Below are 15,933 nucleotides of genomic sequence, written 5' to 3'. Positions count from 1 at the left end.
AGCGATTGTACTGAACGCCAGTCGTGCCCCTGGGTCAGCTGATGAACCCACCCCATCAGGAGATTCCCCCATGTTCGATATCCACTCACCCGCTGCCGAGCACGATCACAACGTCACAGGCTGGGAACGCGTCAGCTCGCTGGCCGGTGGTGCACTGATGGTCAGCAAAGGCATGCGCCGTGGTGGCCTGATCGGCCTGCTGCAGGTGACGGTTGGCGGCCTCGCGCTGGCCCGTGGGCTCAAAGGCCAGTGCCAGGCCAAGGCGTGGCTGCAGAAACAGCGCGCGGACTACCGTCGCCTGAACGCCGAAATCGATCGCGGCGCCGCCGAGCTCAGGGCACTCAAGGACAGCGCCGAATCGGCCACGCGCACAGTGACCGTGACCGGCAAGGATCCACTCAGCGAAGTCTGAGGACGGCCTCTCAGCGCAGCAGTTTGCTCTGCAGGACGTCGGACTGGCGCCCCAACACACGCTCGCTGATCTGCACGAATTCCTCCGTGCTCACGCTGGGCAGACGCATCAGGGCACGGGTGACGTCGTCCAGCGAGCGCTGGTCGTGGGTGTGCAGACGAATCTCGCGATCCAGCGCCTGTAGCAGCAACACGCCGCGGGCCACCTGTGCCGCGTCAGCCTGATCGCCGCGCAGCGAGCCTACCTGGGCGCTGTCGTTCTGCAAGCGTGCTTGCACGACGCGGTAGCGGTCGTCGCTGAGTCCGCCAGCGCGGCGCAGCAGTTCGGTGGCGTAGTAGTCGGTGAGGCTCTCGCCCAGCCAGTCGCTGCGCTCGCGGTCCTTGATCTGCGCGAACACCTGCACCAGTTCGCGCAGCATCGCACTGCTACCGTTCTCGCCAATCAATGCACGGCCGCTGTGCAGGTACAGCGAGTTGTGAGAGGCCCGAGCGCCGCGCATCACGTCGTCACGCGCGCCGACCACCAGCAGCTTGGCCGGCGTTCGCGGGAAGACCGCCTGCACCTGCGGCCACACGAACGTGAGCAATGTCAGGGTGTCCATGCGTCGCATGCCCTGCCCTTGCGGCGCGGCCACCGTCACTTCGGTATCGCCCAGGCGGGCGCGTCGACTGCCCAGGTTGCCCGCCAGCATCCAGCCAGTGGGCCGGTCGAACAGCCGCGAGACGTCATCGATACGGAACCTGCGCTTGCCGATGCGCGGCCAGGCCGTCTCCACGCTTTGCCAGCCCGACGGCAGCTCGAAACTCAGGCGCGCCACCAGCTCGGTGCCGTCCTGCTGATCCAGGCGTGCAGCCGGCACCAGTTGCTCACCGCGCCACAACGCCCAGTGTGGCGTGATCCGCGATTCGTGGGCGCTGTTCGCCGGTTTGACGTCCAACTGCACCCGGTAGCTGAGACGGGTCTTGCCGGGACCGGGTTGCCAGACGCCACGACCGTCGTGCGTTTGCCACTGGCCGTCGGCCTGGAAATCGCTGTAGACGCCCTGACGCCCGAGATCGAAGTCCAGGCTGCGCACGGCGCTGCCATCGGCCAGGGTCACACGCACCTCAGCCTGGCCGCTTTTGGGCAACAGGCGCACCTGATAATCCAGATCGACCTTCTTCGCCCAGGCCGGCACGCTGACCAGCAGACCTAGCAGCAACAACCACGGGCGCATATTCAGGTTCCTCGTTCGGCAACAGGACAGACGCCGGGGCTCAACCGGCGCGGAAAATCAGATGGTCTTCCCAATCGTCTTCGTCGACATCGTTCTCGCTGAACATGCGTCCGGATTGGGAAATGCGCTGCTCATGGACTTGCTCGCGATCGCCGCATACCAGGTGATGCCAGGCCGGCAGGTCCTTGCCCTCACTGACCAGACGATAGCCACAGGTGGTCGGCAGCCACTTGAACTGGTCGGCCTTGCCCGGCGTGAGCTGGATGCAATCGGGCACCTGGGCGAAGCGCCCGGGGTAGTCGCTGCACTGGCAGGATTTCAGGTCCAGCAGTTTGCAGGCGATACGCGTGTAGTAAATGCTGTTGTCGTCCTCGTCTTCAAGCTTCTGCAGACAGCACAGCCCGCAGCCGTCGCAGAGCGACTCCCACTCGTGCGCATCGAGCTGGTCGAGGGTCTTGCGCCGCCAGAACGGCGCGGTGTCGGCGATCATCAGACAGGTTCCTGCAGTCACGTAAAAAGGCCGCGGCGCGCGGCGGCGCCAGTCTAGAGCCTGTCCCGGCGCAATGCCAGACCGCCGGTCAGCGCCCAGACCCTGCGCTGGCCTGGGGAAACGGGTTAATAGCCTCGGGCGAAATCCACTTCGCCGCGCACGGGCTGCCCCGCCGTGTAGGCCCGCAGGTTGTCGATGAACAGTCGCACCATGGCCTCGGGCGAGGTCGGTGCCGAGCTGTGCCCGGTCAGCAGCAAGCCCCAGGCGGTCCAGAACGGATGGCGCTGCGGCAGCGGTTCCTGACGGCACACGTCGATCACCGCACCGGCCAGATGACCGTTCTTGAGCGCCTCGACCAGGTCGGCATCGACCACCGCCACGCCGCGTCCGGCATTGATGAACAGCGCCGTGGGCTTGAAGCGCTGGAACAGCGCGGCATCGTACAGGTCGTGGGTGGCCGGGGTGTCGGGCAGCAGGTTGAGCACGTAGTCGACTTCTGCCACCCGCCGCGGCAGCGCCTCCAGCCCGGCCACTTCGACGAACGGCGCCTGCTCGCGCGGTGTACTGGCGATGCCGTACAGGGTCACGCCGAACGGCAGCAGGAACTCGGCGACGCGCTGGCCGATGTCGCCAGTGCCGACGATCAGCACCTTGCGCCCTTGCAGGCTGTTTCCCGGGCGAGCGTCCCAGCGCCGCTCCACCTGGCTGACCAGGCGCGCCAGCACGTCACGCTCGTGAATCAGCATGTAGGTGAGCATGTATTCGGCCATGACCTGACCGAAAATGCCCACGGCGCGGCTCAGCCGATAGTCGCGCGGCAGGCCCTCGGCCAGCAGCGGGGTGATACCGGCCCAAGTGGACTGCAGCCAGGCCGGGACGTGCCCCTGGCGCAGCAGGCTGGCGACCAGGTGCGGCTCGCCCAGCCATACCGGGCACTGCGGCGCCTGACGCGCCAGCTCGGCGGAATCGCCACTGGTCAGGACCTCCAGGTCCGGTGCCAGCTCGCCCAGCAGGCGAGCGTAAAGGGCATGATCCTGTTCAGCGATCAAAACGCGCATTTCTAGAAAACCTTGACGTACGACGCAGGCAGTCCGTCAGCGACCGCCTGAATGGGGGTGATCGAACCCGGCTCAAGCCGGATCGTTACGGCGCAGCAATTCTTCGGGCAGGTGCTCGATGTAATCGTCCTGGGGCGGTGGCATCTGCAAGTGATAGCCCTGGCTTTCGAGGTTTTCCAGCACCTTGGCGATGTCCTCGCGGGCCAGGGTTCGCTCGGGGGACAGCACCAGGTCGAAGGCATGCACCGGGGCGCCGAAGAACGGCAGCAGCGCCTCGGGCACGCGCGCCAGGCCATCGGCCTTGAGCACGTAGAGGTACATTTCCTGCTTGCGCGGACTCTTGTAGATCGAACAGATACGTTTCATGGCGTCTCTCCGGCACCTGCCAGATCAGCCAGCAGGGCCTGGCCCATGCGTTCGCGGCGCCAGCCGCGCAGCGATTCGGGCAGTTGGTAGGGGCCGTTGGGATAGCCGCTCTTGAGCAGGGCTTCCAGGGATTTCTTGCGCAGCATCAGTTCCGGCGCGATGCCCAGGCGTTCACCTTCAGCCTGGCCGATGGCGCGCAGGCGCTTGATCAGGCCGGCGGCCTCGATCGGCAGAGGCTCGGCCAGCACCGCCGGCCATTGCTCGGGCGGTTGGCTGGCAGCGTCCTTGATCAGCTTGAGCAGCGTTTCGCCGTCCTGGCGGATGGTGCGCGGATGCATGTCCTCGATCTTGGCCAGGGCCGAGAGGTTGTCCGGCTGACCTTTGGCCATGGGCCAAAGTGCGTGCTCCTTGAGGATGCGATTGCGCGGCACGTCGCGGCTGCGGGCTTCGCGCTCGCGCCAGGCACACAGCTCGCGCAGCACGGCGAGCTGCTGCGGACCCAGCTTCCAGGCCAGCTTGACCTCGCGGTAGAGCGTCTGCGGATCGACCTCGCGGCGCATCTGCGCCACCAGCTCGGCACCGTCTTCCAGCACCCACGCGTACTTGTCGTCGGACAACCGCGGGCGCAGGGCTTCGAACAGCTCGGCCAGGTGCACGGCATCTTCGGCGGCGTAGCTCACCTGGGTGTCGGACAACGGTCGCTGCAGCCAGTCGGAGCGGGTCTCGCCCTTGGGCAGCTCGATACCGAGCACGTCCTGGACCAGGCGCGAATAGCCCATGGAAAAGCCGATGTTCAGATAGCCGCCCGCCAACTGGGTGTCGAACAGCGGCTGCGGCAGTTTGCCGGTCAGGCGCAACAGCACCTCGAGGTCTTCGCTGCAGGCGTGCAGCACCTTGACCACCGTGCTGTCTTCGAGCAACTCGCCCAGCGGCTGCCAGTCGCGGATCGCCAGCGGATCGATGAGGAAGGCCCGTTGACCGTCGCCGACCTGAACCAGGCCGGCCTTGGGATAGAAGGTGTCGACCCGCATGAACTCGGTGTCGACGGCCACGAAAGGCAGTTCGCGCCAGGCCCGGCAGCGTTCGGCCAGGGTCTGGTCATCACGGATCCAGTGTATTTCGATGGCCACGAGGCTCTCCCACAAACATTGGCGCGCAGTATATACGGCGCGGGCACTGCTGGTGAAACCCGGGCCATCCGTGGTGGCGATCAGCGGTCGCGAGCGCGACCCTCAGTTTTTCGCCGTCAACCAGGGCCGACAGCCGGCGAACAGGTCCAGCGACTGCTGGTAGACCTGGGTGTGCACCTGCAACAGGCCGAGCATCGAGTGGAACAGGTTGTCCTGGCTCAGGGGCGTATCACGCAGCTTGGCCAGGCAGTCGGTGTCCACCGCGAAGTCCTGCCGGTAGCTGTCGGAGAACCAGGCCAGCAGCGGGATGTGCTTCTGCTGGTCCGGCGCCAGCATGTACGGCGTGCCGTGCAGGAACACGTTGTATTCACCCAGCGATTCGCCGTGGTCGGAGAGATAGATCATGGCCGTGTCGACCTTGTCCTGGTGTTTGCGCAGGGTATCGATCAGCGAGGCCAGCACCGCGTCAGTGTAGGTCAGGGTGTTGTCGTAGCTGTTGACGATCGCCTCGCGGCTGCACTGGTTCAGGGCGTTGCTGCGGCACACCGGCGTGAAGTGCTCGAAGCCCTCGGGGTAGCGCTTGTAGTAGTCCGGGCCGTGGCTGCCCATCTGGTGCAGGACCAGCACGGTGTCCTGGTCGAGGTTATCGAGCAAGGTATCGAGATTCTGCAGCAGGATCTGGTCATGGCACTCGCCGCCAGCGCACAGCACCGGGTCCTTCGCCGTGGTCAGGTTGACGTAGTCGAAGCGCGAACAGGTGCCTTTGCAACCTGACTGGTTGTCACGCCATTTCACCTGCAGGCCGGCGCGGCCGAGAATGTCCAGCAGCCCCTCGCGACGGCTGGCCAGGCTGGGGTCGTAGTCCTTGCGGGTCATGCCGGAGAACATGCACGGCACCGACACCGCGGTCTCGGTGCCGCACGAGTGCACATCGGTGAAGCCCAGCAGGCCAGGCTCCTTGGCCAGGCGCGGGGTGGTGTCGCGGGCATAGCCCAGTACCCCGAAGTTCTCGGCGCGAGCACTTTCACCGACCACCAGCACGGTCAGCGACTTGCGCGCATGCTGCTGCCAGGCGGCGTCCCGGCGGGCATCCTCACCGTATTTCTGGAAAGGCCGTGCAGCGCTGCCGAGTTTCTCGCTGGCGTAGGTCAAAGAGGCGCCGACGATGTTGCTCGGGGTGAGCATGAGGCGGATCTCGTGGTGGTTGCGAAACAGCGACGACAGGCCCTGATAATTGATCAGCGCCACCGAAGCCAGCGCGGTCACGCAGGCCCCGCTGACCACCAGTTTGCCCAGCAGCTCACGGTGCCAGGGGCGATAGGCGACCGGCGTCTTCCAGAGCAACAAGGAAGGCAGTACACCGAGCCCGAGCATATACAAGGCAAACTTCAGCGAGAGTAAGTCGCGTACTTCTTCGATGTTGGTTTCCACAACATTGCGGAACATGCCGACATCAATAAGAACGCCATATTGATTCATGAAATAGGCGACCGCCGCGCCGGCCATGAACAGCACGATCAATACCGGCTTCAATACATATTTGAAGGCCAGCAAGGTCAGCAGCAAATTGAAGGCGAACACCATCAGCAAGGCAAACGCCAGACTCAACCAAAGCCCCACCAAACCGGGGGGTACGATGCTCTCCAGGTGTTTCCAGAGAAACAGATTGAGGCCAATCAGCAGGTACAGGCTGGCCAGCAGCGTGACCCATTCGGTCCGCAGGGATCTGATTTTTATCATGGCGTTCGCCGTTAAAGTTGAGAAACGACCAGGCGCGACCGATCGGGCACCTTGGCTGGATGGCCGCACTCTAGGGAAGTTACCATCAATTTTTCGTGAAAACTTCAGGATTATTAAGTTATGAAGTGTATTTCATGATTAACAAAGTTTCACATCTTCACGCTTGGCAACGGCATAAAAGATGAATTGCACCTCTGGCCCCTGCGGCGGTCCATTTACACAGCTATCCTGAAGCAGCAGGATCTTTCCGCAATCCCTGAAATCGAGGTGAAAAGATGCCCGTACCGCACGATCTGCTAGCCGACCTGCACACCAGCGCAGACGCCTTCCAGGCCCTGGTCGACAACAACCACGACCTGCACCGGCTGCACAAGGAATACAACGCCAAGGACAAGGAGGTGGTGGCCGCCGAGGGCAACGGCACCAACGACGAGGCGGTCAACCGCCTGCGTCGCGAGCGCCTGCTGATCAAGGACAAGATCGAACGGATCGTCCATCCGCCCAAGGCCTGACCCCTCGCTGAATGACCCTCTGATCGCGGCATCCCCCGCCGCGATCAGTCCTCTCCTGTCACGCCACGGCCGCCGCCTGCAAGCCCGCCTCCAGATCCTCGATCAGGTCGCGGCAGTCCTCGATGCCGATCGACAAGCGCACCAGGTTCTCGCTGATCCCCATCGTCGCCTTCTGCTGCGGGCTGAGCGAGTTGTGCGACATGCTCCAGGAGTGGTTGATCATGCTCTCCACACCGCCCAGCGAATCGGCCAGCACGAAGATCGACAATGCCTCCACCAGTCGGTTGACCGCCGCCCGGTCGCCCTTGACCCGCAGCGCCACCACGGCGCCGCCGCTGCGCATCTGGCGCTGACACAGGGCGTGCTGGGGATGGCTTTCCAACCCTGGGTAGAACACCTGCTCGACCTGCGGGTGACGCTCCAGGTGCTGCGCCACGCGCAAGGCATTGGCGCACTGGCGCTCCATGCGCACGTCGAGGGTTTTCAGGCCGCGCAGCGCCAGGTAGCAGTCGAACGGGCCCTGGATCGCGCCCACGGCCATGCTGATCTTGCGCAGGCGCGTCAGCAACTCGGGGTTGCCAGCCACCACCACACCGCCGGTCAGGTCAGAATGGCCACCGATGTACTTGCTGGCCGAGTGCATCACCAGGTCCACGCCAAGGGTGATCGGCCGCTGGTTCCAGGGCGAGCAGAACGTGTTGTCGATACAGGTGAGGATGCCGCGCGCCTGGGCCAGTTCGCTCAATGCAGCAATGTCCACCACGTGCAGCAGCGGGTTGGTGGGTGACTCCAGCCAGATCATCTGCGTGTTCGGACGGATCGCGGCCGCCACCGCGTCGAGGTCGTTGAGGTCGACATAGGTGGTGGTCAGGCCACTGGTGTGGGCACGGTAGTCCTCCATCAGGCGGAAGGTACCGCCGTAGACCCCATTCATCACCACCACATGGGCATCCTTGGGCAACAGTTCAAGCACGGTGGCAGTGGCGCTCACGCCCGAGGCGCAGGCCACCGCACCCACGCCTTCTTCGAGCGCCGCAACGCAGGTCTCGTAGGCATGCCGGGTGGGGTTGGCGACGCGGCTGTAGGCGTACTCGGGATGGTCGTCCAGACCTCGCTTGATGAACGAACTGGAGGTGACGATGGCCGGGAAGATGGCGTTGTCGGCGACGCTGGACTGCTCGCCGGCATGGATGGTTCGGGTGGCGAAACTGCGCGGTTTTTCAGCCATGATCGGGTCCGTCTGCACTGGGGGCGGGGAAAAGTGCCACTATGGCATATCCGGCCCTGACTCGCCGCAGCGACAGGCCCGTGGCCAGCCGTTCCCCGAGTGCGCTAGGCTGCGCACTTCTTGTTCCGCACACACCGGCACGCACGCAATGGCAATGGACAGTTTCGACCAGCACATTCTCACCCTGCTCCAACGCGACGCCTCGCTGTCGCTCAAGGACCTGGCCGAAGCCGTCAACCTCACCACCACGCCGTGCTGGAAGCGGGTCAAGCGCCTGGAAGACGAAGGGTATATCCGCGGCCGCGTGGCCTTGCTCGATCCACAGCGGTTGAACCTGGGCCTGAGCGTGTTCGTCCAACTCAAGACCCAGCGCCATGACAGCGCCTGGCTGGAGGACTTCGCCCGTACCGTCACCGCGTTCGAGGAGGTGATGGAGTTCTACCGCATGTCCGGCGACTGGGACTACATGCTGCGCGTGGTGGTCAGCGACATCGCTGCCTACGACCGCTTCTACAAGCGGCTGATCACCTGTACCGAAGGGTTGTCGAACATCACCTCCAGCTTCGCCATGGAGCAGATCAAGTACACCACCGCGTTTCCGGTGTCACGCTGACTGCCGGGCCTGGAGCGTGATAGAGCCCACCTATCGTCCAGTCGGCCAAAGCGATTTGACGTGCCTGCCCACAGGTTATAGCGTGGACCCCATGCGCGGCGACAACGCCGCCCCCTCCTTTCGAGCGCAAACGTGGAACAGAACCCGCCGGCCCTGATCGACGATTTCAACCGAAAAATCGACTACCTGCGGATGTCGGTCACCGACCGTTGCGACTTCCGTTGCGTCTACTGCATGGCCGAAGACATGCAGTTCCTGCCGCGCCAGCAAATCCTCAGCCTCGAAGAGCTGTACCAGGTGGCCGAGCGCTTCGTCGCCATGGGCACGCGCAAGATCCGCCTGACCGGCGGTGAACCCTTGGTGCGCCAGGGCATCGTCGAGCTGTGCGGGCGCATCGCCGCCCTGCCCGGCCTGCGCGAACTGTGCCTGACCAGCAATGGCTCGCAGCTCGGGCGCCTGGCCCAACCGCTGTTCGATGCCGGCGTGACGCGCTTGAACATCAGCCTGGACAGCCTCGACGCCCAGCGCTTCAAGGCCCTGACCCGCACCGGCGACCTTGCCCAGGTGATCGCGGGCATCGACGCTGCGCGCCGTGCCGGTTTTCGCCGCACCAAGCTCAATTGCGTGGTGCTCAAGGGCCGCAACGACCACGAACTGGTCGACCTGGTGCGTTTCGCCATTGATCGCGAACTGGATATCACCTTCATCGAGGAGATGCCCCTGGGGGTGATCGACGAGCACGAGCGCGGCGAGTCGTTCTATTCCAGCGACGCGGTGCGCGAACGCCTGGCCGAGCATTTCAGCCTGATCGAGTCGGCCGAGTCCTCCCAAGGCCCGGCCCGCTACTGGCGCCTGACCGAGGCCCCGCAGACGCGGGTCGGCTTCATCTCGCCGCACAGCCACAACTTCTGCGCCACCTGCAACCGAGTGCGCCTGACCGTCGAAGGCCGGCTGCTATTGTGCCTGGGCAACGAGCACTCGCTGGACCTCAAGCAGGTATTGCGCAGCCACCCTGGCGACAGCGCCCGTCTGGACCAGGCGATCCGCGATGCCTTGCACCTCAAGCCCTACCGCCATCATTTCGAGGTGGGTGGCGAGGTGCAGATCCTGCGTTTCATGAACATGACCGGCGGCTGATCGGCCGTCTCTGGAACTGCCTTGATCGTCCACGCTCACACCGACCTGCTGCGCATGTTGTTCACCTTGCGCGGTTCCGTGGTCAAGCGCATTGCCGTGCGCTGCCTGATGGTGACCCTGCTGGCCGCACTGATCGTGTTGGTCGAACGGCACTACCCGGCGTTCTTCTACCCGGTCAGCGCTACGCCCTTCACACTGCTCGGGCTGTCGCTGTCGATCTTCATGAGTTTTCGCACCGCCTGCTACGACCGCTGGTGGGAGGGCCGCAAGGCCTGGGGCCGGATGATCATCGAGGTGCGCTCGTTCGTGCGCGAAAGCGCAGTGATCGACGATTCAACCCAGCGTGCGCGGTTGCTGCGCAGCCTGTGCGCCTTCGCCCATGGCTTGAATGCGCGCCTGCGCAACGAGGACGACCTGCACGCCGCGACGCCATGGCTGCCCAAGGACGCGGACATCTCGGCGCACAACGTTTGCGATGGCATTCTGCGCGATCTTGGCGAGCGCTGCTCGCGTCTGGCCAGCGAAGGACGGATCAGCGAGTTTCGCTACATGACGCTGGAGCAACGCCTGGTCGGGCTGTCGGAGGTGCAGGCCACGTGCGAGCGCATCAAAGGCACGCCGCTGCCCTTCCCCTACACCCTGCTGCTGCACCGCACCATCTATATCTTCTGCCTGCTGCTGCCGTTCGCCCTGGCCGAGCCACTGGGCTGGCTGGCACCCTTGTTCACCACGATCGTCAGCTACACGTTCCTGGGCCTGGACGCTATCGGCAATGAGCTGGAAGACCCCTTCGGCCGTGACGAAAACGACTTGCCCACCGACTCGCTGGTGCGCCTGCTCGAACGTGACGTGCTGTCGGCGCTCGGCGAGCCGTTGCCGCCGCTGCTCGAACCGGTGGAGCATGTGCTGAGCTGAGTCGAACAGCGCCCAGGCGCTTCGCTACCGATTTGTCTCTGCTGGCCTTTTGCGTCACCCTGGCGCTGGCGGCACGCGCGTCCCTTCTTCACGACGCCCCGTCCGATCCCCTTTCTTGCCAGGCCGGACCATGGACATCAAGCAGCTCAAGTTCCTCATCGCCCTCGACCAGACTCGGCATTTCGGCCAGGCCGCCGAGCTGTGCCACATTTCCCAGCCGACCCTGTCAATGCGCCTGCGCAACCTGGAAGAAGAACTGGACCTGGTGCTGGTCGAGCGCGGCCAGCGTTTCGAAGGCTTCACCGAAGCCGGCGAGCGCATCCTGGCCTGGGCCAAGACCCTGCTCGCCGCCCACGACGGTCTGCAGGCCGAAGCCGCCAGTTGCCGCGGCCAAGTAGTCGGCAACCTGCGCCTGGGCAGCGTGCCGCTGGCCAGCTTCAATCCAATGGCGCTGCTACTGCCGCTGCGCGAGAAATACCCCGAACTGCACCTGCAATTGAGCTCGCTGAGCTCGCAGCAGGTGGTCGATGGCCTGAGTCGCAATCAGCTGGACCTGGGTATTTGCTACCTGGATCAGGTCGACCTCACCTTCTTCGAAGTGATCGAACTGGGCACCACCACCATGGGCCTGCTGCACGACACCCGGCATTTCCAGTTCCCAGACGCGCAATTGCAGTGGCAAGCGCTGGCAGGGGTTCCGCTCGGCCTGCTGAGCAAAGGCATGCATTACCGCCAGTCCCTGGACTTGAGTTTCCGCAGTCGCGGCCTGGCGCCCCAGGCAGTGCTGGAAAGCGACTCCACCTTCCAACTGATCCAGGCAGTGAACGCCGGCATCTGCTGCGCGGTGATGCCGCTGGACTGCGGCCTTGAAGCGCTGAACGAGCACCTGCGCATCGTCCCGGTGGCCGACGCCAGCATCCACAGCCCCGTCGGCCTGCTGCTGCGCCGCAGCGAGCCGCGCCCGGCGATTGCCGAACAGTGCTTCGAACACGCGCGGGCGTTGTTTGGGACGACTGTGAAGATCAGTACTTGATCAACGCGAGCATGGCAACGTTACGCGGCCGCATGACGCCCGAGTAGCCTCGGTCCGCAGCCATGCCGGGCAGTTGGTAGACCACGGTTGCATCCACGCCCCCCAATGCCACACCGGCGTAGTCGCTTGTCGAGTAAGCATCGACGCCCATTGCGACACGTGATGCAGAAGCGGTGTTTTGGGTCGCCGAGGCGCTCCAGATGCCATTGGGTTTGCTTTCGGTCGTGTCATAGGCATAAAGGCTGCCCTTCTGCCGGGATCCCAGGACGCGATCCTGGTCCACGCCTCTGCCACCGTCGAGGCCGCGAATGAATTCACCGCGCAGGTCAGGCAAGGTAAAGGTTGTAGAACCATCACCCTGGCCGTAGGTAGTACCAATCGCGGCGAACAGGGCACTGAATGCAGTGCGCGAGACATTCGCGCCGTCGGCCTTGAGCCAACCTTCCGTCGCAACGCTGGCAGCGGTGTATTTGATATCACCAGGTGCTGCGCCTGCATAGCCAGACAACTGACCCAGCGTTACAGCATGTTGGCTACGTGTGGCATTAGCGACCTGCTGGGCGCCGCCTTCGCATTCGAGCAGGATCCAGCACAGCGCGCCGTTATTGAGCGACCCACCCTGATGGGAAACCAGTGTGACATTACCACCCGCCACGATTTCGTCACCCTGCAGTGGCCGACCGGCCAAGCCGTAAATGGGCGCTTCGGCTAGCCCATCCGGTGCATAAGAAGCGTCGGCCACATTGGTAGCCGATGCGCGGAAACGCTGAACCACGCCATTGGTGGTGGGAAGAGAAGAAAAAGGGAGGGCATTTTGTGCGGAGTAGACCGTAGTCATCGTAAAGTTCCTTGAGTGAATTGGACGTTGTGCCGCCACAAAGCGGCGCACACACTCAATATATGCACAAAAGCATAACCATTCAATGCATAAACGCAATTATAATTAATGCATGCATATCCTCTATCAACGACTGCCTTCCGACCCAGCCCCACCCCTTCAGGCACAAAAAAGCCACGAGCCCGCCTGTGGCGATCCTCGTGGCTTTTCGGGTGAAGGCCCGTCTGCTGACAGGCCTTCGCCAGACGGCTTACAGCGCCATGTCGTTGGCAGCCTTGCTTTCGACCGGTGCGCTCGACGCAGCACCCGTGCTGGTGCCGACGCTCTGGTCGATCACTGGCGGCTTGTCCAGTTGCAGCACTTCGGCGGTGTAGTTCCACTCTTTCTGCACGGCGGCAGGCGAGTCGTTCAGCTTGGTGCCGTAGCTCGGTACGATTTCGTGCAGACGCGCCTGCCACTCAGGCGTGGCGACCTTGTCCTTGAACACGTTTTCCAGCACACCCATCATGATCGGTGCGGCGGTCGATGCGCCCGGCGAGGCGCCCAGCAGTGCGGCCAGGGTACGGTCGTCGGACGTCACCACTTCGGTGCCCAGCTTCAGCACGCCACCCTTCTCCGGGTCCTTCTTGATGATCTGCACGCGCTGACCGGCTTGCCACAGGCGCCAGTCTTCCTTCTTGGCGTGCGGGAAGTAGGTGCGCAGGGCTTCCATGCGCTCGTCGTCGGAGAGCATCAGCTGGCCGGCGAGGTACTCCACCAGCGGGTACTCGTCGATGCCGACGCGGGTCATCGGCCACACGTTATGCACGGTGGTGCTGCTCAGCAGGTCCATGTACGAACCGTTCTTGAGGAACTTCGGCGAGAAGGTGGCGAATGGCCCGAACAGGATCACGCGCTTGCCGTCCAGCACGCGGGTATCGAGGTGCGGAACCGACATGGGCGGTGCACCAGTGGAGGCAACGCCGTAGGCCTTGGCCATGTGCTGCATGGCCACCGTCGGGTTTTCCGTGACCAGGAACGAGCCGCCCACCGGGAAGCCGCCGTAGTTTTCGGCCTGCGGAATGCCCGATTTCTGCAGCAGCTTCAGCGCGCCGCCACCGGCACCGATGAACAGGAACTTGGCGTCGGTGGCTGCAGTGTCACCGGTCTTCAGGTTCTTGTACTCGACGTGCCAGGAGCCGTCCTTGTTACGGGTAATGTCGCGCACTTCGCTGGACAGCTTCAGCTTGAAGTTGTCGCGGGTCTGCAGGTGGCTAACGTACTGACGGGTCACTTCACCCCAGTTGACGTCGGTGCCGATCGGCGTCCAGGTGACCGCCAGTTTCTGGTTCGGGTCACGGCCTTCCATCATCAGCGGAACCCACTTGGCGATTTGCGCGTGGTCCTCGGAGTACTGCATCGGGCGGAACAGCGGGCTGGCCTGCAGCGCTTCGTAGCGCTTCTTCAGGTAACTGATGTTGTCGTCGCCCCAGACGAAGCTCATGTGCGGGGTGCTGTTGATGAACGAGTGCGGGTTCTTCAGCACGCCCTGACGCACTTGCCAGGCGAGGAACTGACGGGTCACCTGGAAGGCTTCGTTGATTTCAACGGCCTTGGCGATGCTGACGTTGCCGTCTTTATCGATCGGGGTGTAGTTCATCTCGGCCAGGCCGGAGTGGCCGGTACCGGCGTTGTTCCAGCCGTTGGAGCTTTCTTCGGCGACGCCATCGAGGCGCTCGACCATCTCCATCGACCAGCTCGGCTCCAGCTCGTTGAGCCAGACGCCCAGGGTTGCGCTCATGATGCCGCCGCCGATCAGCAGCACATCGACTTTCTTGGTGTCTTCGGCGTGCGCCTGCATGAAGGACGCCGCGACAGCCAGACTCAGCAAGGTCTTGCCAGCTTTCTTGAACATTGATCACTTCCAGTCAGTAGAACGGAGGGCCTGTGGCTGGCCCGGGTGTTTCTTGTTCTTCAGCGCAGGCTTTTTGTGATCATTATTCGGCAGCCAGAGAACCCTTAGAGCGCGACAGCCTTTGGTCTGATTGACGCGGGTGGGCTGAAACGGTTGCGGATTGTAACTGAAATGCCAGCACAAACAAATTGCCGATGCGCCCGTCAAGGTGGCGCTTTGTCCCAGGGGCGAGGGACGCCCGGCACGCAGGCCGGGCGCGCAGGCGGCTAGAGTTGCGGGTCGATGTCCGCGCCATACATGTCCGACTCTTTATAAAGGTCGTGGGCATGGCGCAGCAACACCATGATCACCGCCGCCACCGGTAGCGCCAACAGCACGCCGGTGAAGCCGAACAGCTCGCCGCCGGCGAGGATGGCGAAGATCACCGCCACAGGATGCAGGCCGATGCGATCGCCCACCAGCAGCGGCGTCAGCACCATGCCTTCCAAAGCTTGGCCGACCATGAACACCGCGACGATACCCAGCATCGGGTACAGGTCGCCGCCGAACTGGAACAGCCCGGCGATCAGCGCCGCGCCAATCCCCACGATGAAGCCCATGTACGGCACGATGGCCGCCAGCCCTGCCAGCAGTCCGATCAACAGCCCCAGCTCCAGCCCCAGCAACGACAGGCCTGCGGCGTAGATCACGCCCAGGGCCAGCATCACCAGCAATTGACCCCGAACGAAGGCGCCCAGCACTTCATGGCATTCGCCCGCCAGCCCGACCACCTGCTCTTCGCGCTGGCGCGGCAACAGGCTGCGCAACTTGGCCATCATCAGGTCCCAGTCGCGCAGCAGGTAGAAGCCCACCACCGGGATCAGCACCAGGTTGGCCAGCCAGGCGATCAGCGCCAGGCTCGAGGCGGTGGCCTGGGACAGCACGACGCCGACGATATCGGTGGTCTGCCCCATGTGCTCGCCGATGGCGGCCTTGATCTTGTCGAACTTCCAGAACCCGTCAGCCAGGCCCAAACGACTCTGCACCCAGGGCAGCGCCACATGCTGCAGCCAGTCGAGCATCTGTGGGGTCAGCTCATAAAGGCGCACCAACTGTTTGGCCAGCATCGGTACGAGCACCAGCAACAATGCCAGGAAGATGAGGGTGAACAGGCCGAACACCACCACCACGCCCCAGGTGCGCGACAGCCCCAGTCGTTCGAGGCGGTCGACCAGCGGGTCGGCCAGGTACGCCAGCAGGATGCCGATGAGGAATGGCGAGAGGATGTTGTGCAGCAGGAACAACAACAGGGCGATCAACAAGGCCACGCCCAGCCAGGCCCAACGGCGCATATCGGTCATCGTCGACACTC

General features: G+C 63.8%; 16 protein-coding genes. 6 read left to right on the top strand and 10 right to left on the bottom strand.

Translation table 11 applies throughout. The features are described 5' to 3' along the window. The first annotated feature begins 70 nt into the window (after positions 1–70). Positions 71–412 (top strand): DUF2892 domain-containing protein, encoded by a 342-nt coding sequence (locus tag NJ69_RS02910; RefSeq protein ID WP_039576089.1) that lies wholly within the window; start codon positions 71–73, stop codon positions 410–412. 10 nt (positions 413–422) lie between these two features. On the opposite strand, the gene NJ69_RS02905 is transcribed toward NJ69_RS02910, so the two are convergent. From NJ69_RS02905 to NJ69_RS02880, 6 genes are all read right to left on the bottom strand, one after another. Beyond that, positions 423–1,628, bottom strand: coding sequence for a hypothetical protein (locus NJ69_RS02905; protein WP_039576087.1), 1,206 nt, complete (start codon positions 1,626–1,628; stop codon positions 423–425). Between the two features lie 40 nt (positions 1,629–1,668). Beyond that, the gene (locus NJ69_RS02900; RefSeq protein ID WP_039576086.1) at positions 1,669–2,118 is read right to left on the bottom strand and encodes a YcgN family cysteine cluster protein; all 450 of its coding nucleotides are present in this window, start codon (positions 2,116–2,118) and stop codon (positions 1,669–1,671) included. A gap of 125 nt (positions 2,119–2,243) precedes the next feature. Next, positions 2,244–3,176 (bottom strand): D-2-hydroxyacid dehydrogenase, encoded by a 933-nt coding sequence (locus NJ69_RS02895; protein ID WP_039576084.1) that lies wholly within the window; start codon positions 3,174–3,176, stop codon positions 2,244–2,246. Positions 3,177–3,248: 72 nt separating this feature from the next. Beyond that, positions 3,249–3,542 (bottom strand): YcgL domain-containing protein, encoded by a 294-nt coding sequence (locus tag NJ69_RS02890; RefSeq protein WP_039576082.1) that lies wholly within the window; start codon positions 3,540–3,542, stop codon positions 3,249–3,251. Continuing rightward, positions 3,539–4,672 carry a ribonuclease D gene (gene rnd / locus NJ69_RS02885; protein WP_039576080.1) on the bottom strand — a complete coding sequence of 378 codons (1,134 nt, stop codon included), beginning with the start codon at positions 4,670–4,672 and terminating at the stop codon, positions 3,539–3,541. The genes NJ69_RS02890 and rnd overlap by 4 nt, the downstream gene beginning before the upstream one ends. Positions 4,673–4,774: 102 nt before the next feature. Continuing rightward, positions 4,775–6,412, bottom strand: coding sequence for a phosphoethanolamine transferase (locus NJ69_RS02880; protein ID WP_039576078.1), 1,638 nt, complete (start codon positions 6,410–6,412; stop codon positions 4,775–4,777). Between the two features lie 275 nt (positions 6,413–6,687). Here NJ69_RS02880 and NJ69_RS02875 point away from each other — a divergent pair, with 275 nt between their 5' ends. Further along, entirely contained in the window at positions 6,688–6,924 is a 237-nt protein-coding gene (locus tag NJ69_RS02875; protein WP_039576076.1) for a YdcH family protein, read from the top strand. A gap of 58 nt (positions 6,925–6,982) precedes the next feature. Here NJ69_RS02875 and NJ69_RS02870 read toward each other — a convergent pair whose 3' ends face one another. Further along, positions 6,983–8,152: a trans-sulfuration enzyme family protein gene (locus NJ69_RS02870; protein ID WP_039576073.1), complete on the bottom strand. Its 1,170-nt coding sequence runs from the start codon at positions 8,150–8,152 to the stop codon at positions 6,983–6,985. Between the two features lie 154 nt (positions 8,153–8,306). On the opposite strand from NJ69_RS02870, the gene NJ69_RS02865 reads away from it, so the two are divergent. The 4 genes from NJ69_RS02865 (at position 8,307) to NJ69_RS02850 (ending at position 11,850) form a co-directional block, all read left to right on the top strand. Continuing rightward, entirely contained in the window at positions 8,307–8,765 is a 459-nt protein-coding gene (locus tag NJ69_RS02865) for an Lrp/AsnC family transcriptional regulator (RefSeq protein WP_039576070.1), read from the top strand. 132 nt (positions 8,766–8,897) lie between these two features. Continuing rightward, positions 8,898–9,902, top strand: a complete 1,005-nt coding sequence (gene moaA / locus NJ69_RS02860) for a GTP 3',8-cyclase MoaA (RefSeq protein WP_029614643.1) — start codon at positions 8,898–8,900, stop codon at positions 9,900–9,902. 21 nt (positions 9,903–9,923) lie between these two features. Then, complete coding sequence (locus NJ69_RS02855; protein WP_039576068.1) at positions 9,924–10,817, top strand: bestrophin family protein; 894 nt, start codon at positions 9,924–9,926, stop codon at positions 10,815–10,817. Positions 10,818–10,947: 130 nt separating this feature from the next. Continuing rightward, positions 10,948–11,850, top strand: coding sequence for a LysR family transcriptional regulator (locus NJ69_RS02850; protein ID WP_039576065.1), 903 nt, complete (start codon positions 10,948–10,950; stop codon positions 11,848–11,850). On the opposite strand, the gene NJ69_RS22155 is transcribed toward NJ69_RS02850, so the two are convergent. The 3 genes from NJ69_RS22155 to NJ69_RS02835 all read right to left on the bottom strand — a co-directional run bounded on the left by NJ69_RS22155 (position 11,840) and on the right by NJ69_RS02835 (position 15,922). Beyond that, complete coding sequence (locus NJ69_RS22155; protein WP_052191970.1) at positions 11,840–12,688, bottom strand: phage tail protein; 849 nt, start codon at positions 12,686–12,688, stop codon at positions 11,840–11,842. The genes NJ69_RS02850 and NJ69_RS22155 overlap by 11 nt on opposite strands. Positions 12,689–12,938: 250 nt before the next feature. After that, positions 12,939–14,582 carry a malate dehydrogenase (quinone) gene (gene mqo, locus NJ69_RS02840; protein WP_029614646.1) on the bottom strand — a complete coding sequence of 548 codons (1,644 nt, stop codon included), beginning with the start codon at positions 14,580–14,582 and terminating at the stop codon, positions 12,939–12,941. Positions 14,583–14,848: 266 nt separating this feature from the next. Then, entirely contained in the window at positions 14,849–15,922 is a 1,074-nt protein-coding gene (locus NJ69_RS02835; protein WP_039576063.1) for an AI-2E family transporter, read from the bottom strand. Positions 15,923–15,933 lie beyond the last annotated feature (11 nt).

The sequence above is a fragment of the Pseudomonas parafulva genome, from assembly GCF_000800255.1.
Lineage (GTDB): Bacteria > Pseudomonadota > Gammaproteobacteria > Pseudomonadales > Pseudomonadaceae > Aquipseudomonas > Aquipseudomonas boreofloridensis.
The sequence above is the reverse complement of the archived record's forward strand: the minus strand, read 5'-3'. Positions and strand labels throughout refer to the sequence as shown.